Annotated in this window: 22 protein-coding genes and 1 pseudogene; 13 read left to right on the top strand and 10 right to left on the bottom strand. The window is 71.8% G+C overall.

The window, feature by feature from the left end:
- Positions 1-61: 61 nt before the first annotated feature.
- Positions 62-1654 carry a beta-N-acetylhexosaminidase gene (locus ACWEJX_RS03195; protein ID WP_451605809.1) on the bottom strand — a complete coding sequence of 531 codons (1593 nt, stop codon included), beginning with the start codon at positions 1652-1654 and terminating at the stop codon, positions 62-64.
- 123 nt (positions 1655-1777) lie between these two features.
- On the opposite strand from ACWEJX_RS03195, the gene ACWEJX_RS03190 reads away from it, so the two are divergent.
- The 6 genes from ACWEJX_RS03190 (at position 1778) to ACWEJX_RS03165 (ending at position 6681) form a co-directional block, all read left to right on the top strand.
- A complete protein-coding gene (locus tag ACWEJX_RS03190; RefSeq protein WP_451605808.1) occupies positions 1778-2485 on the top strand; it encodes a 2-oxo-4-hydroxy-4-carboxy-5-ureidoimidazoline decarboxylase in 708 nt (235 codons plus the stop codon).
- Between the two features lie 203 nt (positions 2486-2688).
- Positions 2689-3069 carry a succinate dehydrogenase, cytochrome b556 subunit gene (sdhC, locus tag ACWEJX_RS03185; RefSeq protein WP_403795758.1) on the top strand — a complete coding sequence of 127 codons (381 nt, stop codon included), beginning with the start codon at positions 2689-2691 and terminating at the stop codon, positions 3067-3069.
- Positions 3070-3077: 8 nt separating this feature from the next.
- Positions 3078-3551 carry a succinate dehydrogenase hydrophobic membrane anchor subunit gene (locus ACWEJX_RS03180; protein ID WP_403795756.1) on the top strand — a complete coding sequence of 158 codons (474 nt, stop codon included), beginning with the start codon at positions 3078-3080 and terminating at the stop codon, positions 3549-3551.
- A gap of 25 nt (positions 3552-3576) precedes the next feature.
- Positions 3577-5331 carry a succinate dehydrogenase flavoprotein subunit gene (sdhA, locus tag ACWEJX_RS03175; RefSeq protein WP_451605807.1) on the top strand — a complete coding sequence of 585 codons (1755 nt, stop codon included), beginning with the start codon at positions 3577-3579 and terminating at the stop codon, positions 5329-5331.
- Positions 5331-6089: a succinate dehydrogenase iron-sulfur subunit gene (locus ACWEJX_RS03170; protein ID WP_451605806.1), complete on the top strand. Its 759-nt coding sequence runs from the start codon at positions 5331-5333 to the stop codon at positions 6087-6089. The genes sdhA and ACWEJX_RS03170 overlap by 1 nt, the downstream gene beginning before the upstream one ends.
- Positions 6090-6180: 91 nt before the next feature.
- Complete coding sequence (locus ACWEJX_RS03165; protein ID WP_451605805.1) at positions 6181-6681, top strand: hypothetical protein; 501 nt, start codon at positions 6181-6183, stop codon at positions 6679-6681.
- A gap of 31 nt (positions 6682-6712) precedes the next feature.
- Here the strand turns inward: ACWEJX_RS03165 and ACWEJX_RS03160 are convergent, their stop codons facing one another.
- Positions 6713-7243 carry a MarR family winged helix-turn-helix transcriptional regulator gene (locus ACWEJX_RS03160; protein ID WP_451605804.1) on the bottom strand — a complete coding sequence of 177 codons (531 nt, stop codon included), beginning with the start codon at positions 7241-7243 and terminating at the stop codon, positions 6713-6715.
- Between the two features lie 100 nt (positions 7244-7343).
- On the opposite strand from ACWEJX_RS03160, the gene ACWEJX_RS03155 reads away from it, so the two are divergent.
- Both ACWEJX_RS03155 and ACWEJX_RS03150 read left to right on the top strand, forming a co-directional pair.
- Entirely contained in the window at positions 7344-8534 is a 1191-nt protein-coding gene (locus tag ACWEJX_RS03155; protein WP_451605803.1) for an MFS transporter, read from the top strand.
- A 69-nt stretch (positions 8535-8603) separates the two neighbouring features.
- Positions 8604-9359 carry a TetR family transcriptional regulator gene (locus ACWEJX_RS03150; protein ID WP_451605802.1) on the top strand — a complete coding sequence of 252 codons (756 nt, stop codon included), beginning with the start codon at positions 8604-8606 and terminating at the stop codon, positions 9357-9359.
- A 90-nt stretch (positions 9360-9449) separates the two neighbouring features.
- Here the strand turns inward: ACWEJX_RS03150 and ACWEJX_RS03145 are convergent, their stop codons facing one another.
- The 3 genes from ACWEJX_RS03145 to ACWEJX_RS03135 form a co-directional block, all read right to left on the bottom strand.
- Positions 9450-11009 carry an ABC transporter substrate-binding protein gene (locus tag ACWEJX_RS03145; protein WP_451605801.1) on the bottom strand — a complete coding sequence of 520 codons (1560 nt, stop codon included), beginning with the start codon at positions 11007-11009 and terminating at the stop codon, positions 9450-9452.
- Between the two features lie 221 nt (positions 11010-11230).
- Entirely contained in the window at positions 11231-12574 is a 1344-nt protein-coding gene (locus tag ACWEJX_RS03140; RefSeq protein WP_451605800.1) for a metallophosphoesterase, read from the bottom strand.
- Between the two features lie 6 nt (positions 12575-12580).
- The gene (locus ACWEJX_RS03135; protein WP_403795728.1) at positions 12581-12826 is read right to left on the bottom strand and encodes an SCO4848 family membrane protein; all 246 of its coding nucleotides are present in this window, start codon (positions 12824-12826) and stop codon (positions 12581-12583) included.
- Between ACWEJX_RS03135 and ACWEJX_RS03130 the strand changes: the two are divergent.
- A pseudogene (locus tag ACWEJX_RS03130) lies at positions 12765-13802 on the top strand (D-alanyl-D-alanine carboxypeptidase); the annotation flags it as partial. The gene ACWEJX_RS03135 and the pseudogene ACWEJX_RS03130 overlap by 62 nt on opposite strands.
- 346 nt (positions 13803-14148) lie before the next feature.
- On the opposite strand, the gene ACWEJX_RS03125 reads toward ACWEJX_RS03130, so the two are convergent.
- From ACWEJX_RS03125 to ACWEJX_RS03115, 3 genes are all read right to left on the bottom strand, one after another.
- A complete protein-coding gene (locus ACWEJX_RS03125) occupies positions 14149-15186 on the bottom strand; it encodes a YihY/virulence factor BrkB family protein (protein ID WP_451605799.1) in 1038 nt (345 codons plus the stop codon).
- Positions 15187-15296: 110 nt separating this feature from the next.
- Positions 15297-16256, bottom strand: coding sequence for a decaprenyl-phosphate phosphoribosyltransferase (locus tag ACWEJX_RS03120; RefSeq protein ID WP_451605798.1), 960 nt, complete (start codon positions 16254-16256; stop codon positions 15297-15299).
- Positions 16253-16756 (bottom strand): phosphatase PAP2 family protein, encoded by a 504-nt coding sequence (locus tag ACWEJX_RS03115; protein ID WP_451605966.1) that lies wholly within the window; start codon positions 16754-16756, stop codon positions 16253-16255. The genes ACWEJX_RS03120 and ACWEJX_RS03115 overlap by 4 nt, the downstream gene beginning before the upstream one ends.
- A 351-nt stretch (positions 16757-17107) precedes the next feature.
- On the opposite strand from ACWEJX_RS03115, the gene ACWEJX_RS03110 reads away from it, so the two are divergent.
- Positions 17108-18493, top strand: a complete 1386-nt coding sequence (locus ACWEJX_RS03110; RefSeq protein WP_451605797.1) for an FAD-binding oxidoreductase — start codon at positions 17108-17110, stop codon at positions 18491-18493.
- 14 nt (positions 18494-18507) lie between these two features.
- Positions 18508-19263 (top strand): decaprenylphospho-beta-D-erythro-pentofuranosid-2-ulose 2-reductase, encoded by a 756-nt coding sequence (locus ACWEJX_RS03105; RefSeq protein ID WP_451605965.1) that lies wholly within the window; start codon positions 18508-18510, stop codon positions 19261-19263.
- Positions 19264-19313: 50 nt separating this feature from the next.
- Here ACWEJX_RS03105 and ACWEJX_RS03100 read toward each other — a convergent pair whose 3' ends face one another.
- Both ACWEJX_RS03100 and trpS read right to left on the bottom strand, forming a co-directional pair.
- Positions 19314-19934 carry a 2'-5' RNA ligase family protein gene (locus ACWEJX_RS03100; RefSeq protein WP_451605796.1) on the bottom strand — a complete coding sequence of 207 codons (621 nt, stop codon included), beginning with the start codon at positions 19932-19934 and terminating at the stop codon, positions 19314-19316.
- Between the two features lie 101 nt (positions 19935-20035).
- A complete protein-coding gene (gene trpS, locus ACWEJX_RS03095) occupies positions 20036-21049 on the bottom strand; it encodes a tryptophan--tRNA ligase (RefSeq protein WP_451605795.1) in 1014 nt (337 codons plus the stop codon).
- 103 nt (positions 21050-21152) lie between these two features.
- Between trpS and ACWEJX_RS03090 the strand changes: the two genes are divergently transcribed.
- The gene (locus ACWEJX_RS03090) at positions 21153-22259 is read left to right on the top strand and encodes a serine hydrolase domain-containing protein (protein WP_451605794.1); all 1107 of its coding nucleotides are present in this window, start codon (positions 21153-21155) and stop codon (positions 22257-22259) included.
- Positions 22260-22489: 230 nt separating this feature from the next.
- The gene (locus tag ACWEJX_RS03085; RefSeq protein ID WP_451605793.1) at positions 22490-23293 is read left to right on the top strand and encodes a hypothetical protein; all 804 of its coding nucleotides are present in this window, start codon (positions 22490-22492) and stop codon (positions 23291-23293) included.
- Positions 23294-23345: the final 52 nt, after the last annotated feature.

The following is a 23345-nucleotide window of genomic DNA, read 5'->3' as shown; positions in this document are numbered from 1 at the left end:
GTACGTCACCCGGGCCCCGTCCGTCCACGGGAAAACGACACGGACGGCGTCACGGGAGACGTCAGCGCACCCGGCCCGCGAGCCCCTGGAACGCCTCCCAGCTCAGGCGCGGCTGCCGGGCGTCCCACAGCTTCTGGGCCGTCGCCGTCAGCGGCATCCGGATGCCGTCGGCCACCTGTGCCTCGGTCTGGGCGCCGGCGAGGTCGCACCAGACGGCGAAGCTGCCGCCGAGGACCTGGGCGTCGTAGCGCGCCGGCACCGGGGTGGTGCCGCGCAGGACGAGGGGGGTCCACTCCGCGTAGATGCGCCGGCCGGTGGGATAGGTCTGCCCGCGCGGCTGACCGAGGATGTAGTAGAGGTACTTGTCGTTGTAGTTGATCAGCTTGCGGCCGGCGCTCAGGTACGAGGTCGGCGTGCGGGCGCCGTTCTCGGCGCCGGTCCAGTAGGCCACCTGGAGGTCCTCGGCCGGGCTGGTCACGCCGCCGGTGAAGAAGCCGTCGTTCCAGGCGCGCAGCGCCTTGCCGGTCGGGCGGACCACGGCCGCGCGGGCGTTGAGCCAGTCGGTCGCCAGGTCCTGGACGCGGCCGGAGGGGCCGTACCGGGCGGTGGCGGCGCGGGCGAGCTGCGGATAGGTCGCCTCGGGGTTGCTCGACATGAGGGCCACGTACTCGTCGCCGCCGAGGTGCCAGTACGCGCCGGGGAACAGGCCCGTGTACTCGCGCAGCAGCTCGTCGACGATCTTGGCGGAGGCCGGGTTGGAGATGTCGACGGTCCCGCGCGGCCTGCGGCCCGTCGCGCTGACGAGCTGGAGGTCCGGGTGCGCGTCGATGACCGCGCCGAGGTGTCCGGGCGAGTCGATCTCGGGCACGACCGCGATGTGCAGGCTCTGCGCGAGGGCGACGATCCGCCGCACCTCCGCCTTGCTGAGGTGCCGGGCGGACACCACCTCGGGGTGGCTGTCCGAGGCGATGCGGAAGCCCTGGTCGTCGGAGAAGTGCAGACCGAGCTCGTTGAGCTTGAGGTCGGCCATCTCGCGCAGCCGGGCCTCGATCCAGCCGGCGGTGAAGTACTTGCGGGCGATGTCGACCATCAGGCCGCGCCGCGGCTTCGCGGGCGCGTCGGTGACCGTGCCCTCGGGTATCGCGCCGGTCGACCTGACGGACTGTTTCAGCGTCCGGGTGCCGTAGAAGACGCCGGCCTGGCCCGGCCCGGTGATGCGCACCCGGCCGCCCTGGACGGCGAGCGTGTACGACTCGCTCCCGCCCTGCCCGCCGAGCGCGAGGCTCACGTCGCCGGGCCCCGCGGCGGCCGTGCCGCGGTACGGGATGCCCAGCTCGCCCGCGATCAGCCGGGCCTCGTCGGCGAGCGCGCCCTCGTCCTTCGCGGCGACGACGACGCCGGTGCCGGGTCCGGGCTTCCAGCCGGGGCCGCGGGCCGCCTGGTGGGCCCGGACCGCCGGGATGACCTGCGGAGTGGTGGAGAGCGGATACGTCCTGGTGGGCGTCGGGCTCGGCGGGGGCGCCGAGGTCGGCGGCGCCGAGCCGGTGACCGTACCGCCCGGGACGCTGCCCGACGGGGAGACGGGGGCGGGCGGCCCGGCGGAGGAACCGTTCGAGCAGGCCGCCACGGTGACCAGTGCCACCGCGGCCGCCATCAGTGCGGGGCCCCTACGGGGCCCTCGTATGGAGTACCGCATCACCCGGAATCCTCCCTCATCGCATGAACCCCGGCATCTCGGGCTTTCTGTCTACGTCGATGACGAAACCCACTCGTCCAGGTGAAATTCGCGCATCCGTCGGACACTTCCCTCTTCCCGTCGATACCGTGGAGTCACATCCACCCCACCACTCCCTCGCAGCACCTCCACGCCTACCTCCACGTCACGCTCCCGGAGTCCCCGCTGACCAGCGACATCCACGCCGCCCCCTGCCGGACCCTGGAACCCCCCGCCATACCTGCCCAGCAGGCCGCACCCCGGCACCCGGCAGGGCGCCACGACGGGCTCGTCGACGGCGGGCCGGCCGACCGCGGACTCGCCCGCTTCAACGCCGCCCCGCCCGCCGCCGCCGAGGCCCTGCTGCTCGACTGCTGCGGCAGCCGTCGCTGGGCCGAACGGGTGACGGCGCACCGCCCGTACCCGACGCTCGACGCACTGCTCGCCGCCGCCGACGAGGCCGGTTACGACCTCGGGCGCGCCGATCTCACCGAGGCCCTGGCCCGCGAGACCCCCGCCCCGCCGCACCCGGACGCGCCGCCGGCCGCCCGTACGGCGCTCGGCGCCGCCCTCGCCGCGTACGAGGCCCGGTTCGGGCACGCCTTCGTGATCAGTCTCGACGGGGTGCCGGCGGGCGAGCGGCTCGACCGGGTGCTCGCGGTGATCCGGTCACGTCTCGGCAACGAAAGGGAGGAGGAACGGGTCGTCGCCGCCGAGGAACTGCGCCGACTGGCCCGCACCCGGCTCACACGTTCGATTCTGGCGTGGTGAGTTCGTCCGCAATGCGGCTGAATGAGGCTGTTTCGGCGCACGGTGATAGCCCGTCCGTGCCTGTTTGATCACACCTATGGACCCCGCGCGAGCGAACCGACAAGTCGTCGCTACGATGACCGGGGCCGGTGGACCGTACCCGGCCGGGTCAGACCGACACTGAAGCCGGCAGACCCCGATCCCCGCTCCCGGAGGGTATTTCCGTGCCGGCTGGAACGCTGTACCGCGGCCGGGAAGGAATGTGGTCCTGGGTGGCTCATCGAGTCACCGGCGTCCTCATCTTCTTCTTCCTGTTCGTACACGTGCTGGACACCGCTCTCGTCCGCGTCTCCCCCGAGGCGTACGACGACGTCGTAGCGACGTACAAGACGCCGATCGTCGCACTCCTCGAGTACGGCCTCGTCGCCGCCATCCTCTTCCACGCGCTCAACGGCCTCCGGGTCATCGCCGTGGACTTCTGGTCCAAGGGCCCGCGCTACCAGAAGCAGATGCTCTGGTCCGTCGTGGGCATCTGGGTCGTGCTGATGGCGGGCTCGCTGTACCCCGTCCTCGGCCACGCCGCACGTGAACTGTTCGGGAGCTGACGCCAGACATGTCTGCTGACACCACTTCCGCCATCGGTCCCGTCGAGGGCGCTGCCTACGACGTGGACAACCCGGCCCCGTACATCGAGGCCCCCCGCAAGCGCACCGGCAAGACCCCCCGGGCGACCCGGGGCAACTTCGAGATGGCCGCGTGGCTCTTCATGCGCCTCTCGGGTGTCGTCCTCGTCGTCCTGGTCCTCGGCCACCTGCTGATCCAGCTCTTCCTGGACGGCGGCGTCTCCAAGATCGGCTTCGCCTTCGTGGCCGGCCGCTGGGCGTCCCCGTTCTGGCAGGTCTGGGACCTGCTGATGCTGTGGCTCGCCATGCTGCACGGCGCCAACGGCCTCCGCACGGTCGTCAACGACTACGCGGAGCGCGCCAACACGCGCCTGTGGCTCAAGGGCCTGCTGTACACCGCCACGGTGTTCACCATCCTTCTGGGCACGCTGGTGATCTTCACCTTCGACCCGAACATCCGCTAGGCACGGGGCTGAGGTAATCCACGTCATGAAGATCCACAAGTACGACACCGTCATCGTCGGCGCCGGCGGCGCCGGCATGCGCGCCGCCATCGAGGCGACGAAGCGCAGCCGCACCGCCGTGCTGACGAAGCTGTACCCGACCCGCTCCCACACGGGCGCCGCGCAGGGCGGCATGGCCGCCGCGCTCGCCAACGTGGAGGAGGACAACTGGGAGTGGCACACCTTCGACACGGTCAAGGGCGGTGACTACCTGGTCGACCAGGACGCCGCCGAGATCCTGGCGAAGGAGGCCATCGACGCCGTCCTCGACCTGGAGAAGATGGGTCTCCCGTTCAACCGCACCCCGAACGGCACCATCGACCAGCGCCGCTTCGGCGGTCACTCCCGCAACCACGGCGAGGCCCCGGTCCGCCGGTCCTGCTACGCCGCGGACCGCACCGGTCACATGATCCTCCAGACGCTGTACCAGAACTGCGTCAAGGAGGGCGTGGAGTTCTTCAACGAGTTCTACGTCCTGGACCAGCTGATCACCGAGGTCGACGGCGTCAAGCACTCCGCCGGTGTGGTCGCCTACGAGCTGGCCACCGGCGAGATCCACGTCTTCCAGGCGAAGGCGGTCATCTACGCCTCCGGCGGCACCGGCAAGTTCTTCAAGGTGACGTCGAACGCGCACACCCTGACCGGTGACGGGCAGGCCGCCTGCTACCGCCGTGGCATCCCGCTGGAGGACATGGAGTTCTTCCAGTTCCACCCGACGGGCATCTGGCGCATGGGCATCCTGCTGACGGAGGGCGCCCGCGGTGAGGGCGGCATCCTCCGCAACAAGGACGGCGAGCGCTTCATGGAGAAGTACGCGCCGGTCATGAAGGACCTCGCGTCCCGTGACGTCGTCTCCCGCTCCATCTACACGGAGATCCGCGAGGGCCGCGGCTGCGGTCCCGAGGGCGACCACGTCTACCTGGACCTGACGCACCTGCCGCCGGAGCAGCTGGACGCCAAGCTCCCGGACATCACCGAGTTCGCCCGTACGTACCTCGGCATCGAGCCGTACACGGACCCGATCCCGATCCAGCCCACCGCGCACTACGCCATGGGCGGCATCCCGACCAACGTCGAGGGTGAGGTCCTCTCGGACAACACCACCGTCGTCCCGGGCCTGTACGCGGCCGGCGAGGTCGCCTGTGTCTCCGTGCACGGCGCCAACCGCCTCGGCACCAACTCGCTCCTCGACATCAACGTCTTCGGCAAGCGCTCCGGCATCGCCGCCGCCGAGTACTCCGCCAAGCACGACTTCGTCGAGCTCCCGGAGAACCCGGAGGCCATGGTCGTCGCGCAGATCGAGAACCTGCGCAACTCCACGGGCAACGAGCGGGTCGCCGACCTGCGCCGTGAGCTCCAGGAGACGATGGACGCCAACGTGATGGTGTTCCGTACGGAGCAGACCATCAAGACGGCCGTCGAGAAGATCGCCGAGCTGCGCGAGCGCTACAAGAACGTGTCCATCCAGGACAAGGGCAAGCGCTTCAACACCGACCTCCTGGAGGCCATCGAGCTGGGCAACCTGCTTGAGCTGGCCGAGGTCATGGCCGTCTCGGCCCTGGCGCGCAAGGAGTCCCGCGGCGGTCACTACCGCGAGGACTACCCGAACCGCGACGACGTCAACTTCATGCGCCACACCATGGCGTACCGCGAGGTCGGCGAGGACGGCTCCGAGACCGTCCGTCTCGACTACAAGCCGGTCGTCCAGACCCGCTACCAGCCGATGGAGCGTAAGTACTGATGGCTACCCCCGTTCTGGACAAGGTGGAGAAGGACTCCGCCGCGTCCCCGTACATCACGGTCACCTTCCGGATCCGCCGCTTCAACCCCGAGGTCTCGGACGCGGCGGTCTGGGAGGACTTCCAGATCGAGATCGACCCGAAGGAGCGCGTGCTCGACGGTCTCCACAAGATCAAGTGGGACATCGACGGCACGCTGACCTTCCGCCGCTCCTGCGCGCACGGCATCTGCGGCTCGGACGCGATGCGGATCAACGGCAAGAACAGGCTCGCCTGCAAGACGCTGATCAAGGACATCAACCCCGAGAAGCCGATCACCGTCGAGGCCATCAAGGGCCTCACGGTGATGAAGGACCTCGTGGTCGACATGGAGCCCTTCTTCCAGGCGTACCGGGATGTCATGCCGTTCCTGGTCACCAAGGGCAACGAGCCGACCCGCGAGCGCCTGCAGTCCGCCGAGGACCGCGAGCGCTTCGACGACACCACCAAGTGCATCCTGTGCGCCGCGTGCACGTCGTCCTGCCCGGTCTTCTGGAACGACGGCCAGTACTTCGGCCCGGCCGCGATCGTCAACGCGCACCGCTTCATCTTCGACTCGCGTGACGAGGCCGGCGAGCAGCGCCTGGAGATCCTGAACGACAAGGACGGCGTGTGGCGTTGCCGCACGACGTTCAACTGCACGGACGCCTGCCCGCGTGGCATCGAGGTCACGAAGGCGATCCAGGAAGTGAAGCGCGCGCTGATCACGCGTCGTTTCTGACACCTGGTCATTGCGCGAAAGCCCGCTTCTGTACGCTGCGACGTGCAGAGGCGGGCTTTCGCGTGTGTACGCAGATGGAGGACGGGGACTGATGAGCGAGCCGAACCCTTACAAGGCCGAGGACACCGGGGCTGCCGGGGGTTACGAGTGGGGGCCGGGCGGCCAGCAGCCGGCCGGCGCGCCGGTGCCGCCGCAGTACCCGCCGGTGCCGGCGCAGCTGCCGATGGGCGCGCCGGGCATGGGCGCGGGCGCTCCGGTGCTTTCGCTCGGGGACATCACGGTGGTCGGCGACCAGATCATCACGCCGGCCGGGCCGATGCCGTTGAAGGGCGCGGTGTGGAACGCGATGGACATGTCGCGGACCGAGGAGAAGATGCCGACGGTGGCGGTCGTGCTCGCGGTCGTCTTCTTCCTGTTCTGCCTGCTGGGCCTGCTCTTCCTGCTGATGAAGGAGAAGCAGACGACCGGCTTCATCCAGGTCACGGTGACGAGCGGCGGCCGGCACCACGCGACGATGATCCCGGCGACCGGCCCGGACACCATCCACTGGGTCATGGGCCAGCTCAACTACGCCCGCTCGCTGAGCATGTGACTCCTTGGCGGCCCGGCGCCGGGGCGGCGGGCTAGCCGTGCCAGTGGTCGCCCGTGACGCCCTCCTCGGCCGCGAGCATGACGCGGCGCAGGAGGTCGTTGAGGGTGGCGCGCTCCTCGGGGGTGAGGACGCCGAGGAGGCGGTACTCCTCGTGGCCGAGGACGTCCATCGCGCCGAGCCAGGTCTCACGGCCCGAGGCCGTGAGTTCGACGATCACGCGGCGGCGGTCGGTGGTGGACGGGGTGCGGCGGACGAAGCCGCGCTTCTCCAGGGCGTCGAGGCGGCCGGAGACGGAGGCGGGGGCGAGGTCGAGGTCCTGGGCGAGGTCGGAGGGGGCGGCGCTGCCGCCGCGGCCGGCCAGCTTGTGGAGCGTGTCGAACTCGTGGCGTTCGAGGTCGAAGTCGACGAGGGACTGCTCGCGCACCCGGCGGAGGTGGACGGAGAGCTTCTTCATCCGGGTGACGGCGCCCTCGACGAGCGGGTCGAGGTCGGGCAGCACGGGCTGCCAGCGGGCGACGTGCCCGTCGGTCCAGTCCTGCGGGGTCTCCTCGGTGGGTGCCATGGAGTGATCGTACGTCGGCGGGCGGGACCGGACCCGACAAGTGTTTCGGCACCGAGTATTTCGTTGACGAATTATTCGGTACCGAAATAACCTCCTGGTCATGCATCCCCTTCGCCTGCGTTCCTTCCGGCTGCTCTTCGTCGGTCGCACCCTCTCCCTGGTCGGCGACGCCCTCATACCCGCCGCCCTCGCCCTCGCCGTCCTGAAGGCGACCGGCTCCACCTCGGCGCTCGCGCTCGTGCTCGCCTGCTCGATGGTGCCCAAACTGCTCCTGCTGCCGCTGGGCGGCGTCGTCGGCGACCGATTCGACGCGCGGACGGTCGCGCTCGCCATGGACCTGGTCCGCTGCGTCAGCCAACTGTGCGTCGGCATCCAGCTGTTGGGGGCTTCGCCCTCGCTCGCGGTGATCGCCGCGGCCGGGGTGGCCGGGGGCGCGGCCGGGGCGTTCGCGCAGCCGACGTCCGCGCCGCTGGTCAAGGGCACGGTGCCGACGGAGGCGCTGCAGCGGGCCAACGCGGCGATGGCCGTGGCGCACAGCGCGAGCCGGGTCGGCGGGCCGGCGCTCGCCGGGACGCTGATCGTGACGGTCGGGCCCGGGTGGGCGTTCGTCCTGGACTCGGCGAGCTTCGCGGTGAGCGCGGCGCTGCTGTGCGCGGTGCGGGTCACCCGGGTCACGGCCCCGGCCCGGCGGTCGGTGCTCGCCGACCTGAAGGAGGGCTGGCAGGAGGTCCGCACCCGGGACTGGTACTGGACCAGCCTCGTCGGGCACAGCGCCTGGAACGGCGCCGCCGCGGTCCTGATGACGCTCGGCCCGGCCATCGCCGTGGAGCGGCTCGGCGGCGAGCTCGCCTGGGCGGCCTTCCTCCAGGTGGGCGCGATCGGGCTGCTGCTCGGCTCGCTGCTCGCCGACCGGGTCCACCCCCGGCGCCCGATCCTGGCCGCGAACACGGGCCTCGCCACGTACGCGCTGCCGCTGCTGCTCCTGGCCTACGGGGCGCCCGGGCCGGTCGTCATCGGGTCGTACGGGATCGCGATGGCGGGCCTCGGCTTCCTGACCCCGGTCTGGGAGACGGCCGTCCAGCGGGCGGTGCCCGAGCACGCGCTGGCCCGGGTCACCTCGTACGACTGGCTGCTGTCCCTGGCCGCGATGCCGCTCGGCTACGCCCTGGCCCCGCTCGCCACCGCGCACTGGGGGCCGGAACCGGCCCTGGTGGCCGCGGCGGTGGCGGTGGGCGGCTGCTGCCTGGGCACGGCGTTCGTGCCGGGGGTGCGGAGGTTCAAGGCGGCCTAGATCGCCCGGGGGCGGGCGGTACGGGACACACAGCTCGCCCCAGTAGGCTCGGGCCCTGTGAAGGACGCGATGGAAGAGAAGCACGCCGAGAAGCAGGATGAGAAGGCCGCCAAGGCTCCCAAGAGCGAGCAGACGCGCGCGCTCATCCTGGAGACCGCTCTCCGGCTGTTCCAGGAGCGCGGCTACGACAAGACCACGATGCGGGCCATCGCCCAGGAGGCCGGAGTCTCGGTCGGCAACGCGTACTACTACTTCTCCTCCAAGGAGCACCTCGTCCAGGGCTTCTACGACCGGATCGCCGAGGAGCACCAGGCGGCCGTCGAACCGATCCTGGAGGGCGGCGAGAAGGACCTGACGGCCCGGATCCGCGGGGTGCTGCTCGCCTGGCTCGACATCGCCGCGCCCTACCACGAGTTCGCCGCCCAGTTCTTCAAGAACGCCGCCGACCCGAGGAGCCCGCTCAGCCCCTTCTCGCCCGAGTCGGAGGGCCCGCGCGAGGCGGTGATCGACGTGCACCGGCGGGTCATCGCCGGCTCCTCGGTGAAGGTCGACCCCGAGCTCAGGGAGGCGCTGCCGCGGCTGCTCTGGCTCCAGCAGATGGGCCTGGTGCTGTTCTGGGTGTACGACCGCTCGGAGGACGCCGCCAACAGCCGGCGTCTGGTGGAGCGCCTCGCGCCGGTGACCGCGCGGGCCATCTCGCTGTCCCGCTTCCGGATCCTGCGCCCGCTGGTGAAGGAGACCCACGAGCTGCTCGCCGACTTCATGCCGACGGCGGCGGGGATGGCGGCCTCGGGCAAGCCCAAGCGGCCCACCCGCAAGTCCTGAGGCACGCGCTCCGAGGCAGCCGGCCCGAGACAGCCGGCCCGAGACACGTGAAAGGGGCCCCGGATCGGGGCCCCTCTCACGTGCGCCGGATCAGATCCAGCTGAGTTCCCAGAGGCGCCAGATGCCCGTACCGTCCGTCAGGTACTGCGATCCGGCGACGGCCTCCGTCGACAGCACGTAGTCCTTCTTCTGCCACAGCGGCACCAGCGGCACGTCCTTGGCGACCTCGGACTGGATGGACTCGAAGTCGGCGGCCGCGCGGCCGCGGTCGCTGTACTGCTGCGTCGAGGCGATCAGGTTGTCGACCGTCTTGCTGGAGTAACCGCTGTGCAGCGCGTTGCCCGTGCCGACGAGCGGGGCGGTGAAGTTGTCGGAGTCGGCGAAGTCGGGGAACCAGCCGATCGGGTAGGCGTCGAACTTGCCCGCCGCGTACTCCTTCTGGAAGTCCTGCCAGTCCACCGACTTGACCGTCACCTTGAACAGCCCGGTCGCCTCCAGCTGCTTCTTCAGCTCAGCGGCCTCGGCGTCGTACGTGGCGTCCTTGCGGTGGCCGAGCGTGAACGACACCGGGGTGCTGACGCCCGCCTCGCGCAGCAGGCGCTTGGCCTTGGCGGCGTCCGGCTCCGGGTCGGTGTCGTAGAAGGGCGTGCTGTGGCCGACGAAGCCCTGCGGGATCAGGGAGTACAGCGGCTCGACCGTGCCCTGGTAGGGGCCGGTGGCGATGGCCGGGCGGTCGATGACCGCGGCGACGGCCTGGCGGACCGCCCTCTTCGACATCACCGAGCCGGAGCGGGTGTTGAAGTTGAGGTTGCGGATCTCGGCGCTGGCCGCCTCCGTGATCCGGGTGCCGTCCTTCGTCTCGTCGCCGAGCGCGTTGAGGAACGCCGGCGGCATCTGCCGGTGCGTCACCTGCACCTGCTTGTTCTTCCAGGCGTCGGCGAGCTGCTCGGACTCCTTGAAGTACTTCACGATGACCGTGTGGCCGGTCTTGGTGACGGCGCCCCGGTAGTTGGGGTTGGGCTCCAGACGGGCCGACACGCCCGCCACGTACTCCTTGAGGACGTACGGACCCGAGCCGTCCACGGCGTTGCCCGCGCGCAGTGCCTTCGCCGGATAGGCGGTGTGGTCGACGATCGCGCCGGCGCCGGTAGCGATCTTCAACGGGAAGGTGGCGTCCCGGGCGTTGAGGTGGAAGGTGACCTTCTGGCCCTCGGCCTCGACGTTCTTCAGGGTCGGGAAGAGCGGCGCGGGGCCGACGTCCGCCTTGATCGCGAGCATTCGCTCGAACGAATAGCGAACGTCCTCGCCGGTGATCTTGTGACCGTTGGAGAAAGTCAGGTCGTCGCGGAGCGTGCACTCGTACGTGGTCAGCTTCGTGCCGATGAAGTGGCAGTTCTGGGCCGCGTCCGGGACCGGGGTGACGAAGCCCGGCTTGAAGGTCAGCAGCGACTGGTAGATGTTGCTGTAGATCGCCCAGGAACCGGCGTCGTAGGCGCCCGCGGGATCCAGCGAGGTGACCTCGTCCGTCGTGCCGACGGCGATCGGGTCGGTCCGATCCTCGTCGGAGGGGAGGAATTGCCAGCCGCCGATTCCGGCCGCGAGAACAACTCCACAAATGATCAATATGCGCAGACGGACCGTCGACCGCATGAGACGTGCTTCCCTTTTTTCGTGCCCACCCCGCTACCGCGGCGGCATTCACGCGGCCGCGATGGCGACACCCAATCACACGCCCCACACAAGTGGAAGAGTAAACCTTCACAGGGCACGTATATGTCCAGGGATAAGGGATTTCAGGGATTTCGGGTGACTGAACAGTACGTACCCGGTACGGCGCGCTGCGTCACACCGGATGCGTACTGTTCACCGCCTCACGCCTGACGGGAAGCCAGCTGCACGATCGTGATGTCCGAGGGCGCGCCGACCCGTACGGGCGGCCCCCACGCGCCCGCGCCGCGCGACACGTACAGCTGGGTGTCGCCGTAGCGCTCCAGGCCCGCGACGGTCGGGTTGGCGAGCTCCGCGAGGTAGTTGCCGGGCCAGAGCTGGCCGCCGTGGGTGTGGCCGGACAGCTGGAGGTCGACCCCGTGGCGTACGGCGTCGTCGATGACGATCGGCTGGTGCGCGAGCAGCACGGCGGTACGCGACCGGTCCCGGTCCCCGAGGGCCTTGGCGAAGTCGGGCCCCTCGCCGATGCTCTCGCCCGCCACGTCGTCCACGCCCGCGAGGTCGAAGCCGGCGCCGATCTCCACGCGGGCGTTGCGCAGCGGGTGCAGGCCGAGTTCGCGGACGTGCTCGACCCAGGCGTCGGCGCCGGAGAAGTACTCGTGGTTGCCCGTCACGAAGAACGCGCCGTCGCGCGCCCGGAGCCGCGCGAGGGGCTCGGCGGCCGGGCCCAGGTTGGCGACGGTGCCGTCGACCAGGTCGCCGACGACGGCGACGAGATCGGGCTGGGTGGCGTTGATCGTGTCGACGATCCGCTGGGTGTGGGCGCGCCCCAGGATCGGCCCGAGGTGGATGTCCGACACCACCGCGATGCGGTAGCCGTGCGCCGCCCGCGGCAGCTTGGCCAGCGGCACGGTCACCCGCTTCACCCGGGGCCCGCGCAGCACCCCGTACGTCCCGTAGCCGACGGTCCCGAGGGCGACGGCGGCGGCGGTGCCGGAGACGAGCCGGTTGACGAGGAGACGGCGGGAGAGGTCGGGGGCGCCGCCGACGGCCGGTGCGGACGGGACGGACGGAGCGGGGGCCTCGGCCGGGGCGGACGGGACGGACGGAGCGGGGGCGTCGGCCGGGACGGACGGAGCGGAGGCGTCGGCCGGGACGGACGGGGCGTCAGCCGGTACGGAGACGGCGCCCCGGTCCCCGGTGGCGGCGGCGGCCGCGACCGCCGCCGCACGCCGCGCCAGGGCCCTGCGCAGCAGCGGCCGCAGCGGTTCGGTCACCACCAGCGCGAGCACCACGTAGAGCAGCACCGCGAGCCACAGGAAGCCCGGCCAGGCGGTGGCCTTCTGGAGCAGGAAGGGCGCGTCGGCGCGGCCGGTGACCAGGGCCGCGACCGAGAGGAGCGGCAGCACGATCACGGCGGCCGTGCCGAGGCGGCGGGGCGTGCCGCCGGGCGCCGTGACGTCGCGCACCAGGCGCCGCCACACGTACCAGTGGACCGCGCCGAGGACGGCGAGGACCAGCAGGAGCAGGACCACCACGAGGAGCATCCCGCGCTACCTCCGCTCGCGCGTGAGGGCGCGCACGCCACGCAACCCGATCACGCCGATCACCGTCCCCAGAACAAAGGACGTGACGGCCAGCATCAGGTGCACCCAGAAGTAGGCCGTCGGATCGCCGGCGTCGTCGAAGGCGAGCCCGCTCGCGTCGTGCCAGAGATTTTTCACGAAAGTTACCCAAATGAACCAGCTCCAGACGCCGAACGCGAGCAGGAACCAGGAGACGGGGCGGCTGAGCTTCATGGCCCCAGTATCACCACCCGCGCCAAAGGCCCCGCCGACGCCCCTGCGGACGGGTGGACGAGCGGGCACCAACCGCCCCGCGGGGTTCGGAACGCGCTTGCGGGCATGTACGTTCTCGATCGTGTCCCCTTCGAAGATGACCGCGAAGGCCGCCCTTGCGGCGACCGCCGCCGCCACCCTGCTCCCCCTCCTCGCCGCCGCTCCCGCGCACGCGGACGACAAGGCCCCGCAGCCCCAGCCGCCGGCCCGGATGTCGGGCGTCGGCGGCGCTCTGCTCGCCCAGCCCGGCACCCAGGTGCAGCTGCTGCCGGGCGCGCCGGTGCTGCCGAAGGAGCTCAGCGCCCGTTCGTGGATCGTGGCGGACGCGGAGACCGGCCAGGTCCTCGCGGCGCACAACGCGCACTGGCCGCTGGCCCCGGCGTCGACGCTGAAGATGCTGTTCGCGGACACCCTGCTGCCGAAGTTCCCGAAGACGCTCAACCACACGGTGGCCGCCACCGACCTGGCCGGCATGGGCGCGGGCTCCAGCCTGGTCGGCATCAAGGAGAAGCAGACCTACAGCGTCCACGACCTGTGGCTGGGCGTCTTCCTGCGCTCCGGCAACGACGCCGTGCACGTCCTGTCCGCCATGAACAACGGCGTCGGGCAGACCGTCGCGGACATGCAGGCGCACGCCGAGGACCTGCAGGCCCTCGACACCCACGTCAAGTCCCCGGACGGCTACGACGAGCCGGGCCAGGTCTCCTCGGCGTACGACCTGACGCTCATCGCCCGCAGCGGCATGCAGAAGGCGGACTTCCGCGAGTACTGCTCGACCGCGCGGGCCGCCTTCCCCGGCGAGCAGAAGCCCGGCGACAAGAAGCGCCCGACCTTCGAGATCCAGAACACCAACCGGCTGCTGACCGGCGACATCGGGGTCGCGCCGTACCAGGGCATCGCCGGGGTCAAGAACGGCAACACCACGCACGCCGGGGCGACCTTCACGGGTGTCGCGGAGCGCAACGGCAAGGTGCTCCTCGTCACGGTCATGAACCCGTCGTCGAAGGAGCAGCACGCCGTCTACAAGGAGACCGCGCGGCTGCTCGACTGGGGCTTCGCGGCGACCGGCAAGGTGACGCCGGTCGGCGAGCTCGTGGCGCCGCGGTCGGTCCTCGCGACCCCGGCGGCCGGCACCAGCGCGGGCAGCACGCCCGCCCCCGGCAAGAACGCCCCGGCCGACACCGCGCACGCGGCCGCCGTGCAGGAGCGGTCGGGCGGCGTGGGCATCGCCCTCGCCATCGCCGGCGGCGCGATGGTGCTGCTGGCGGGTGCCGTGTTCCTGGTCAACCGGCGCTGGCCGCTGGGGGCTTCGGCGCGTCGCCCCCGTCCTGAGCCGGCTTCTTCGACGACGTCCCCGATGGTCGGGGCTTCTCCGACGACTTCTCCGACGGACGAGGCTTCTCCGACGACTTCCCCGACGGACCGGACGGAGCCGACGGCTCCTCCGGTGGAGGAGAACCCGAGTCGCTGACCCCCCGGCCCGTCGCCGTCCAGGCCGCGCAGAACAGCAGCAGCTTCGTGGAGATGTTGATCCACAGCAGCAGGGCGACCGGCACGCCGAACGCCCCGTACATCGACTTCGCCGCGACGCCCCTTATATAGCCGCCGAGCAGCAGCTTGAGCAGCTCGAAGCCGACCGCGCCCATGAGCGCCGCGACCACGACGTCGCGGCGCTGCGGCTCGACGCCGGGCAGCAGCGTCAGCACGTACGACAGGATCAGGAAGTCGGCGACGACGGCCACCAGGACGGCGGCGACCTGGAGCAGGATCCCCTCGGCGCCGCTGTGCGAGAGCCCGATCCGGTCGGCGCTCCAGCCGACGGCGGTGGAGCCGAGCCAGGACGCGGCCAGCGAGCAGACCATGACCCCGCCGAGGCCGAGCAGCACGAGCGCGTCCTTGCCCTTGCGGGCGAACGGGTTCCCCTCGTCGACGTCGTCGAGGCGCCAGACGGCGCGCAGGCACTCGCGCATGGACCCGATCCAGCTGATGCCCGTGAAGAGCAGCACGGCACCGGCGACGAGCCCGACGGTGGCCGCGTTGGCGACGAGGCCGCCGATGTCCAACTGGTCGGAGATGCCGGGTACCTGGTCGGCGAGCTTCGCCTCGATCTTGTGCAGCTGCTCCGGGGTGAGCAGCGCGGCGCCGATCGCGGCGGCGACCGTGATCAGCGGGAAGAGGGAGAGGAAGCTGATGAAGGTGATGGCGGCGGCGAGCCGGGCCCAGTGCACCTCGTCGAGGCGTTCGTAAGCGTGCCAGGCGTGGGTGCGCATGAAGCGGACGACCCAGGGGCCGACGACGGGGAGCTTGGTCAGCCAGTCCATGGCGTACGCGTTCTCCTCAGGTGGTCAGGCACGGGCGGTCACGCGCGGGCACGGGCGGTCACGGGCGTCGGAACCCAGAATCGCAGACCCGGCGCCCGTCCCCCAGCACCTCACAGGTCCGCGACCGCCATGCCGTACATCGCCGCCCACACCAGCCCGATGACCGCGAGCGGCCGGTCGCGCAGCACGACGTCCTCCGGCTCGCCCGCCGTACCGCGGTCGGCGAAGACGGCGTAACGGAGCACGGCGAGCACGAAGGCGACGACGGAGAGCTGACGCCACGGCAGCAGCGAGCCGCCGGCCACACCGCCGCTCTCCAGGGCCCACAGGCAGTAGCCGAGCACGGCGACGCCGGCCGCCAACTGCCAGACGAAGCGCAGGTATCCGGTGGTGTACTGGGTGAGCAGCGCGCGGGTCGCACCCTCGGCGGCCGCCATCTGCACGGCCTCGGAGTAGCGTTTCGCCGCCACCATGAAGAGGGCGCCGAAGCCGGTGGTGATGAGGAACCAGCGCGAGAGCGGGATCCCGAGCGCGATCCCGCCGCTCATCGCCCGCATCAGGAAGCCGGTCGTGACGACGGCGAGGTCGACGACCAGGACGTGTTTCAGGCGTACGCAGTAGGCGAGTTGCATCGCCAGGTAGGCGGCGACGAGCAGCGCCGTCATCGGGTTGCACAGCGTCGCGCCGAGCGCGGCCGCGCCGAGCCCGAGCGCCCCGCCGACGGCGTACGCCAGCGGTACGGGGACGAGTCCGGCGGCGACCGGCCGGTGCCGTTTGACGGGGTGGGCGCGGTCCGCCTCGGCGTCGCGGGCGTCGTTGACCAGGTAGACGGCGGAGGCGGCGGCCGTGAACAGCGCGAAGACCAGGGCGAGTCGGACCGCGCCGGACCAGGAGCCGATCCGCCCGGCGGCGACGGGCGCGGCGACGACGAGCGCGTTCTTGACCCACTGACGCGGCCGCGCGGTGCGCACCAGCCCGACCGCGACCGCGAACGTCCGGCGCCGGACGGGCAGCGGGGGCGGGGCCGACGGCCGGGTGGCCGCGGTGAGCAGGGCCACGGGATCGGTCACGGTCGTCCCCTCTCGGTGACGGCGCGGAGCCGGCCGCGGCCCACGGCCGCGGCGGCCGCGCCGAGCAGGGCTCCGGCGGCGACGTCGGTCGGGTAGTGGACCCCGGCGACGAGCCGGGCGAGGCACATCGCGGCGGCGGCCGGGACGGCGAGGTGCCGGGCCGGCGGGTGCAGGGCGGTGAAGGCGACGGCGGCCGCGGCGGCGGAGCAGGCGTGGCAGCTGGGGAAGGAGTGCCGGCCGGCGGTGCGGACGAGCGGCGCGTACGTCTCGGGGCGCGGCCTCGGGCGCCGCACCACCCGCTTGACTCCCATGCCCGTCAGATGCGCGGCGGCGACCAGGGCGGTGCCGTGCAGCCAGCCGGCGCGGCGCGGCGGGTCGAGGGCGGCGGCGGTCAGGCCGGTGGCCAGCCAGAGCGCCGCGTGTTCGCCGGCGGCCGAGAGCGCGCGGGCGGCGCCGGCCACGGCGGGGCGGCGCCCGTGGGCGCGCAGCGCGGCGAGCAGCCGGTGGTCGGCCGCGGCCCACCCCTGGGGCCGGTCCCGGGCCCATCCCCGGGCCCAGTCGTGGGAACCGTCACCGGCCCGGTGACCGACCCCGTCCCGGCCCCGGTCACCATCCCCGCCCCGACCCCGGTCACCGACCCGACCCCGGTCACCGACCCGGCTCCGGTCACCGTCCCCGTATCGCATGCTCCTCGCCCGCCTCCCCGGTTCACCGACAGCCACGGGCGACTCTGACGCGCCGAGGTGACCTACGGGCCGGGTCGCTTTCCTGACACTCGTTTAATCACCCATTTCGACGAACCGCCCGCCAATCCCGGCATAAGCGACACTCGCGGCTATACGGTCACCTCCATGGCAGCCGAGACCGACGTCGTGACGGACATCGACACCCTCACCGGCTGGGGTCGCACCGCCCCCACCCTCGCGTACGTGATCCGTCCCCGGACGTACGAGGAGGCCGCCGCGGCCGTCCGCGCGTACGGCGCCCCGGGCTCGCGCGGCTCGATCGCGCGCGGTCTCGGCCGGGCCTACGGAGACGCCGCGCAGAACGCCGGCGGCGCCGTCCTCGACATGACCGGCCTCGCCCGGATCCGCGCCGTCGACGCCGAGGCCGGGCTCGTCGTCTGCGACGCGGGCGTCAGCCTGCACCACCTGATGGAGGTGCTGCTGCCGCTCGGCTGGTTCGTTCCGGTCACCCCCGGCACCCGTTACGTCACGGTCGGCGGGGCCGTCGGCGCCGACATCCACGGCAAGAACCACCACGTCTCCGGCTCCTTCTCCCGGCACGTCGTCTCCCTCGACCTGCTCACCGCCGACGGCCAGGTGCACACCGTCCTGCCCGGCACCCCGCTCTTCGACGCCACCACCGGCGGCATGGGCCTGACCGGCGTGATCCTCTCCGTCACCCTGCGCCTGCTGCCCGTCGAGACCTCCCTGATGTGCGTCGACACCGAACGCGCCACCGACCTCGACGACCTGATGGCCCGGCTCACCGCGACCGACCACCGCTACCGCTACTCCGTGGCCTGGATCGACCTCCTCGCCCGCGGCGCCGCCACCGGCCGCGCCGTCCTCACCCGCGGCGACCACGCCCCGTACGACGCGCTGCCCGTCCGCGAACGCCGGGCCCGCCGCGAGCCCCTCGCCTTCCGCCCCGGGCGGCTGCCGGCGGCCCCCGCGTACGTCCCCGAGGGGCTGCTCGGCCGCACGAGCGTCGGCCTCTTCAACGAGCTCTGGTACCGCAGGGCCCCGCGCCGCGCCACCGGCCGGCTCCAGCGGCTCCCCGCGTTCTTCCACCCCCTCGACGGCGTCCCGCACTGGAACCGGGTGTACGGGCGCGGCGGCTTCGTGCAGTACCAGTTCGTCGTCGGCCACGGCCAGGAGGAGACCCTGCGCCGGGTCGTGCGGCGCATCGCGACCCGCGGCTGCCCGTCCTTCCTCGCCGTCCTCAAGCGCTTCGGCGAGGCCGACCCCGGCTGGCTGTCCTTCCCACTGCCCGGCTGGACCCTCGCCCTCGACATCCCGGCCTCGCTGAGCGGCCTCAGCGCCTTCCTCGACGAGCTGGACGAGGAGGTCGCCGCGGCCGGCGGCCGGGTCTACCTCGCCAAGGACTCGCGGCTGCGGCCCGAGGCGCTGGCCACGATGTACCCGAGGCTCGACGACTTCCGCGAGCTGCGGGCCCGTATCGACCCGGGGTCGGTCTTCGTCTCGGACCTGGCCCGCCGTCTCGCCCTATGAGGAGCGTGAACGCCATGAAGGACGCCTTCGGCGCGCCCCAGTCCCTGCTCGTTCTCGGCGGCACCTCCGAGATCGGCCTCGCCACGGCCCGCCGTCTGATCGCCCGCCGCACCCGCACGGTGTGGCTGGCCGGCCGCCCCTCCCCCGCCCTCGACGAGGCCGCCGAGTCGCTGCGCGCGCTCGGCGCCGACGTGCGCACCGTGCCCTTCGACGCCCTGGACACCGAGACCCACGAGGAGCGGCTCGGGAAGCTCTTCGCCGAGGGCGACATCGACCTCGTCCTGCTGGCCTTCGGCGTCCTCGGGGACCAGACGCGCGACGAGGCCGCCCCGCTCGCCGCCGTCCGGGTCGCCCAGACCAACTACACCGGCGCCGTCTCGGCCGGCCTGGTCTGCGCCCAGGCCCTCCAGGCGCAGGGGCACGGCTCGCTGGTGGTGCTGTCGTCGGTGGCCGGCGAGCGGGCCCGCCGGGCCAACTTCATCTACGGCTCGTCCAAGGCCGGGCTCGACGCCTTCGCGCAGGGGCTGGGGGACGCGCTGCACGGCACGGGCGTGCACGTGATGGTGGTGCGGCCCGGGTTCGTGCGCTCGAAGATGACCGAGGGTCTCGCGGAGGCGCCGCTCGCGACCACGCCGGAGGCGGTCGCCACGGCGATCGAGCTGGGGCTGCGGCGCCGCTCGGAGACGGTGTGGGTGCCGGGCGCGCTGCGGGTGGTGATGTCGGCGCTGCGGCATGTGCCACGGCCGCTGTTCCGGCGCCTGCCGGTGTGACTCCGGCCAGACCGTGGGAGTCGAACCGGCGCCTGCCGGTGTGACTCCGGCTAGACCGTGGGAGTCGGCTCGTCGACCGGGCTGCCGCCCTGCGCCGGTACGGCGGTGATCGTGGCCGGGGGCACGGCCGGCGCCGGGACCGTACGGCCGCTGCCGAACTCGTAGTCGTACAGCTTGCGCCACACCTCGTCGGCGCCCTGCTCGTACAGCGCGAAGGAGCGGCAGGTCCACTCCGCCGCGTAACCGGCCAGCTCCTCGAAGGCGCGGTCCATCGCCTCGTCCGGGATGCCGTGCGCGACGGTGACGTGCGGGTGGTACGGGAACTGCAGCTCGCGCGGTACGGGTCCGGCGGCGTCCCGGATGCGCTCCTGGAGCAGGTCGCAGCCGGTGGCGCCCTCGACGAGCTTCACGAAGACGACCGGGGAGAGCGGACGGAAGGTGCCGGTGCCGTCGAGGCGCATCGCGAACGGCTCGCTGACCGCGGCGATCGCGGCGAGGTGCGCCTCGATCTCCGGCAGCCGGTCCGCGTCGACCTCGGTGGGCGGGAGCAGGGTGACGTGGGTCGGGATGCCGTGCGCGGCGGGATCCCCGAAGCCCGCGCGCCGCTCCTGGAGCAGGCTGCCGTGAGGCTCCGGGACCGCGATCGAAACGCCGAGCGTTACGGTCCCCACGTCGTTCTCCTCCGTCGATCCGTCGATGCGTCGATATGTGTACAGGTGGTGCAGGCGCCAGTGTGCGGCCTGCACCACCGTTTCGGCCAGCCTTCCGGGAGTCAGTGCTTGGCGGGCAGGAAACCGATCTTGTCGTACGCCTGCGCCAGCGTCTCCGCCGCGACCGCCCGGGCCTTCTCCGCGCCCTTGGCGAGCACGGCGTCCAGGGTCTCCGGGTCGTCCAGGTACTCGTTGGTGCGGGTCCGGAACGGGGTGACGAAGTCCACCATGACCTCGGCGAGGTCGGTCTTGAGGGCGCCGTACATCTTGCCCTCGTAGCTCTTCTCCAGGTCGGCGACCGACGTGCCGGTGAGCACGGACATGATGCCGAGCAGGTTGGAGACGCCGGCCTTGTTCTCCGGGTCGAAGCGGATCACCGTGTCGGTGTCGGTGACCGCGCTCTTCACCTTCTTCGCGGTCGCCTTCGGGTCGTCGAGGAGGTTGATCAGACCCTTCGGCGTGGACGCCGACTTGCTCATCTTGATCGACGGGTCCTGGAGGTCGTAGATCTTCCCCGTCTCCTTGAGGATGTACGGCGACGGGATCGTGAACGTCTCTCCGAAGCGCCCGTTGAAGCGCTCCGCGAGGTCGCGGGTCAGCTCGATGTGCTGGCGCTGGTCCTCGCCGACCGGGACCTCGTCCGCCTGGTACAGCAGGATGTCGGCGACCTGGAGGACCGGGTACGTGAAGAGGCCGACGGTGGCGCGGTCGGCGCCCTGCTTGGCGGACTTGTCCTTGAACTGCGTCATGCGGGACGCCTCGCCGAAGCCGGTGAGGCAGTTCATGACCCAGCCGAGCTGGGCGTGCTCGGGCACGTGGCTCTGGATGAAGAGGGTGCACCGCTCCGGGTCGAGGCCGGCGGCGAGCAGCTGGGCGGCGGCGAGCCGGGTGTTGGCGCGCAGTTCCGCGGGGTCCTGCGGAACCGTGATCGCGTGCAGGTCCACCACCATGTAGAAGGCGTCGTGGGACTCCTGCAGCGCGACCCACTGGCGCACCGCGCCGAGGTAGTTGCCGAGGTGGAACGAGCCTGCGGTGGGCTGGATTCCGGAAAGCACACGGGGTCGGTCAGAGGCCATGCTCATCATTCTCTCAGGTGTGACCCCCGGAACCGGACGTGGCATTGTGCCCCGTGAGACGAGAAACACACATCGCACGCGAAGTGCTCGCAAGGGGGAACTGATGGCGGACATACAGGCACGCGTCGAGGACATGGTCCGGCGGCTGGTCGACTCCGGCCGGGAGTCGGCCGTGCAGGTGGCCGCGTACCGGCACGGGGAACTGATCGTCGACGCGTACGCGGGCGAGGGGGCCGCCGGCCGGGGGGTGGACTCCGACTCCCTGTTCCACAGCTACTCCACCGGCAAGGGCGTCACGGCGACGCTGGTCCACGTCCTCGTCGAGCGCGGCCTGCTCGACTACGACACGCCCGTTGCCCACTACTGGCCGGAGTTCGGCGCCCACGGCAAGGACCGCGCCACCGTCCGCGACGCGCTGACCCACCGCACGGGCGTGCCGCAGCTGCCGCCGGCGATCACGGCGGAGGAGCTGTTCGACTGGGACGGCATCTGCGCCGTGATCGCCGCGCAGGAGCCGCTGTGGGAGCCGGGCACGGCCACCGGGTACCACGGCTGGACCTTCGGCTGGATCCTCGGCGAGCTGGTGCGCCGGGTGACCGGGCTCGGCGTCTCCGAGGCGCTGCGCCGTCACGTCACCGACCCGCTCGGCATCGCGGACTCCCTCTTCTACGGAGTGCCCGACGAGCACGCGGGCCGCGTCGTCCCCCTCCAGGCGGGCACCTGGGAGGAGATGCTCGACGGCATCCCCGCGGCCGCCCCGTTCTTCCTCGCCCTGCCCAACGCGGACGTGCGGCCCACCGCCCGTCTGGCCAACCGCCCCGACTACCTCCGCGCCGACGCCCCGGCCGGCGCCACCCTCACCGCCCGCGCCGCGGCCCGCATGTACGCGTCCCTGCTCGCCGAGGTCGACGGCGTCCGCCTCCTCCCGGCCGAGCGCCTGCCCCTCCTCCTCAAGGTCCAGACCCGCGAACCGGACCGCATCCTGGGCGCGCCCGTCGCCAAGGGCCTCGGCTACTTCATGGACCTGCCCCCGATGGGCGGCGAGCCCACCGCCTTCGGCCACAACGGCAGCGGCGGCAGCATCGCCTTCGCCGACCCGAGCCGCGGCCTCTCCTTCGCCTTCACCCGCAGCCGCCTGGCCGCGGGCGCGGAGGACACGAGCGCGGTGGACCTCGCGAACCTGATCCGGGCGGCGGTCGACGAGGGCTGAGGGGTTTCCCTGGGTGTGGCCGGCCGGCCACACCCAGGGCAGTCGTCGGTGTGGGGGGTGGCGCGCGGCGAAGTCCTGGGGATGGACGCCTCGGCAGGCGCGGCTCGGCACGCGCATGCCCCTGCGTACGGAGTACGGGGGGCCCGCGCTCCGGCGCGGCGCCCCCATTTATCCGGTTTATCCGGTTCACACTGCACAGGCCGGGCCCCCCTCCACTACTGGAGTTCTCCATGCCACGCACGAACCGCGTCGTCCGTCTCACCCTGCACGCCGCCGCCACGTCCGTCGTCATGACGGCGTCGCTGGCCGCCTCCCCCGCCCAGGCGGCCGCGGATCCCCTGCCCTCGCACTGGTGCTTCGTCAACGGGGTCGAGGCCCCACCCGGAAACGTGTACGGCACGTCGGGCAACGACACGATCCTCTGCGAGAACGACGTCGTGAACGTGATCATCTACGGCGGCGGCGGCACCGACAACATCCGCGTCAAGGGCATGATCATCGACTCCCAGGTGCTCGGCGGCGACGGCGACGACATCATCCAGGTCAACAACCTCTACCCGCGCAACGGCGAGTCGTCGGTCCGCGGCGGCGCCGGCAACGACATGATCACCACCGCGCTGGTCGTCGGATCGGCGGAGCACGGCGCGACGGTCTACGGGGACCACGGCAACGACACCATCACGACGGGCAGCGTGATGGGCCAGCCGGGCGAGTACGAGCGCGGCGGCGGCCAGGTCCTCGGCAACGACGACGACGACGTCATCCGCACCAGCCGGGTGGACCTCGGCGGCCGGGTGCTCGGCGGCAGCGGGAACGACACCATCGAGCCGAAGTCCGTCGGCGACGAGTCGTCCGGCGTCATCATGGGCGGCCCCGGCAACGACACGATCCGCGGCCAGGGTGACACCCAGCTGGTGATCGGACCGGGATACGCCCAGGTCGACGGCGGGCTGGGCGTCAACAAGTGCAAGGTCAGGCACTTCTCGACCGGCGACCGGGTCCGCAGCTCGGTCGCCAACTGCGCCGTCTCCTGACCGGGGAAGGTCTCTCGATCTGACGCGCCTCCGCGTCGCGGACGTCCGCGAC

It is taken from the genome of Streptomyces sp. NPDC004788 (assembly GCF_053601115.1).
Note: the sequence above shows the minus strand (reverse complement) of the source record. Positions and strands in the feature narration are given on the sequence as shown.

Excerpts from the sequence above, each read along its gene's own strand:
- ACWEJX_RS03195 (WP_451605809.1), bottom strand. The coding sequence starts at position 1,654 with ATGGCGGCCGCGGTGGCACTGGTCACCGTGGCGGCCTGCTCGAACGGT.
- ACWEJX_RS03180 (WP_403795756.1), top strand. The coding sequence starts at position 3,078 with ATGTCTGCTGACACCACTTCCGCCATCGGTCCCGTCGAGGGCGCTGCC.
- sdhA (WP_451605807.1), top strand. The coding sequence starts at position 3,577 with ATGAAGATCCACAAGTACGACACCGTCATCGTCGGCGCCGGCGGCGCC.
- ACWEJX_RS03170 (WP_451605806.1), top strand. The coding sequence starts at position 5,331 with ATGGCTACCCCCGTTCTGGACAAGGTGGAGAAGGACTCCGCCGCGTCC.
- ACWEJX_RS03165 (WP_451605805.1), top strand. The coding sequence starts at position 6,181 with ATGAGCGAGCCGAACCCTTACAAGGCCGAGGACACCGGGGCTGCCGGG.
- ACWEJX_RS03160 (WP_451605804.1), bottom strand. The coding sequence starts at position 7,243 with ATGGCACCCACCGAGGAGACCCCGCAGGACTGGACCGACGGGCACGTC.
- ACWEJX_RS03155 (WP_451605803.1), top strand. The coding sequence starts at position 7,344 with ATGCATCCCCTTCGCCTGCGTTCCTTCCGGCTGCTCTTCGTCGGTCGC.
- ACWEJX_RS03150 (WP_451605802.1), top strand. The coding sequence starts at position 8,604 with ATGGAAGAGAAGCACGCCGAGAAGCAGGATGAGAAGGCCGCCAAGGCT.
- ACWEJX_RS03145 (WP_451605801.1), bottom strand. The coding sequence starts at position 11,009 with ATGCGGTCGACGGTCCGTCTGCGCATATTGATCATTTGTGGAGTTGTT.
- ACWEJX_RS03140 (WP_451605800.1), bottom strand. The coding sequence starts at position 12,574 with ATGCTCCTCGTGGTGGTCCTGCTCCTGCTGGTCCTCGCCGTCCTCGGC.
- ACWEJX_RS03135 (WP_403795728.1), bottom strand. The coding sequence starts at position 12,826 with ATGAAGCTCAGCCGCCCCGTCTCCTGGTTCCTGCTCGCGTTCGGCGTC.
- ACWEJX_RS03125 (WP_451605799.1), bottom strand. The coding sequence starts at position 15,186 with ATGGACTGGCTGACCAAGCTCCCCGTCGTCGGCCCCTGGGTCGTCCGC.
- ACWEJX_RS03110 (WP_451605797.1), top strand. The coding sequence starts at position 17,108 with ATGGCAGCCGAGACCGACGTCGTGACGGACATCGACACCCTCACCGGC.
- ACWEJX_RS03105 (WP_451605965.1), top strand. The coding sequence starts at position 18,508 with ATGAAGGACGCCTTCGGCGCGCCCCAGTCCCTGCTCGTTCTCGGCGGC.
- trpS (WP_451605795.1), bottom strand. The coding sequence starts at position 21,049 with ATGGCCTCTGACCGACCCCGTGTGCTTTCCGGAATCCAGCCCACCGCA.
- ACWEJX_RS03090 (WP_451605794.1), top strand. The coding sequence starts at position 21,153 with ATGGCGGACATACAGGCACGCGTCGAGGACATGGTCCGGCGGCTGGTC.
- ACWEJX_RS03085 (WP_451605793.1), top strand. The coding sequence starts at position 22,490 with ATGCCACGCACGAACCGCGTCGTCCGTCTCACCCTGCACGCCGCCGCC.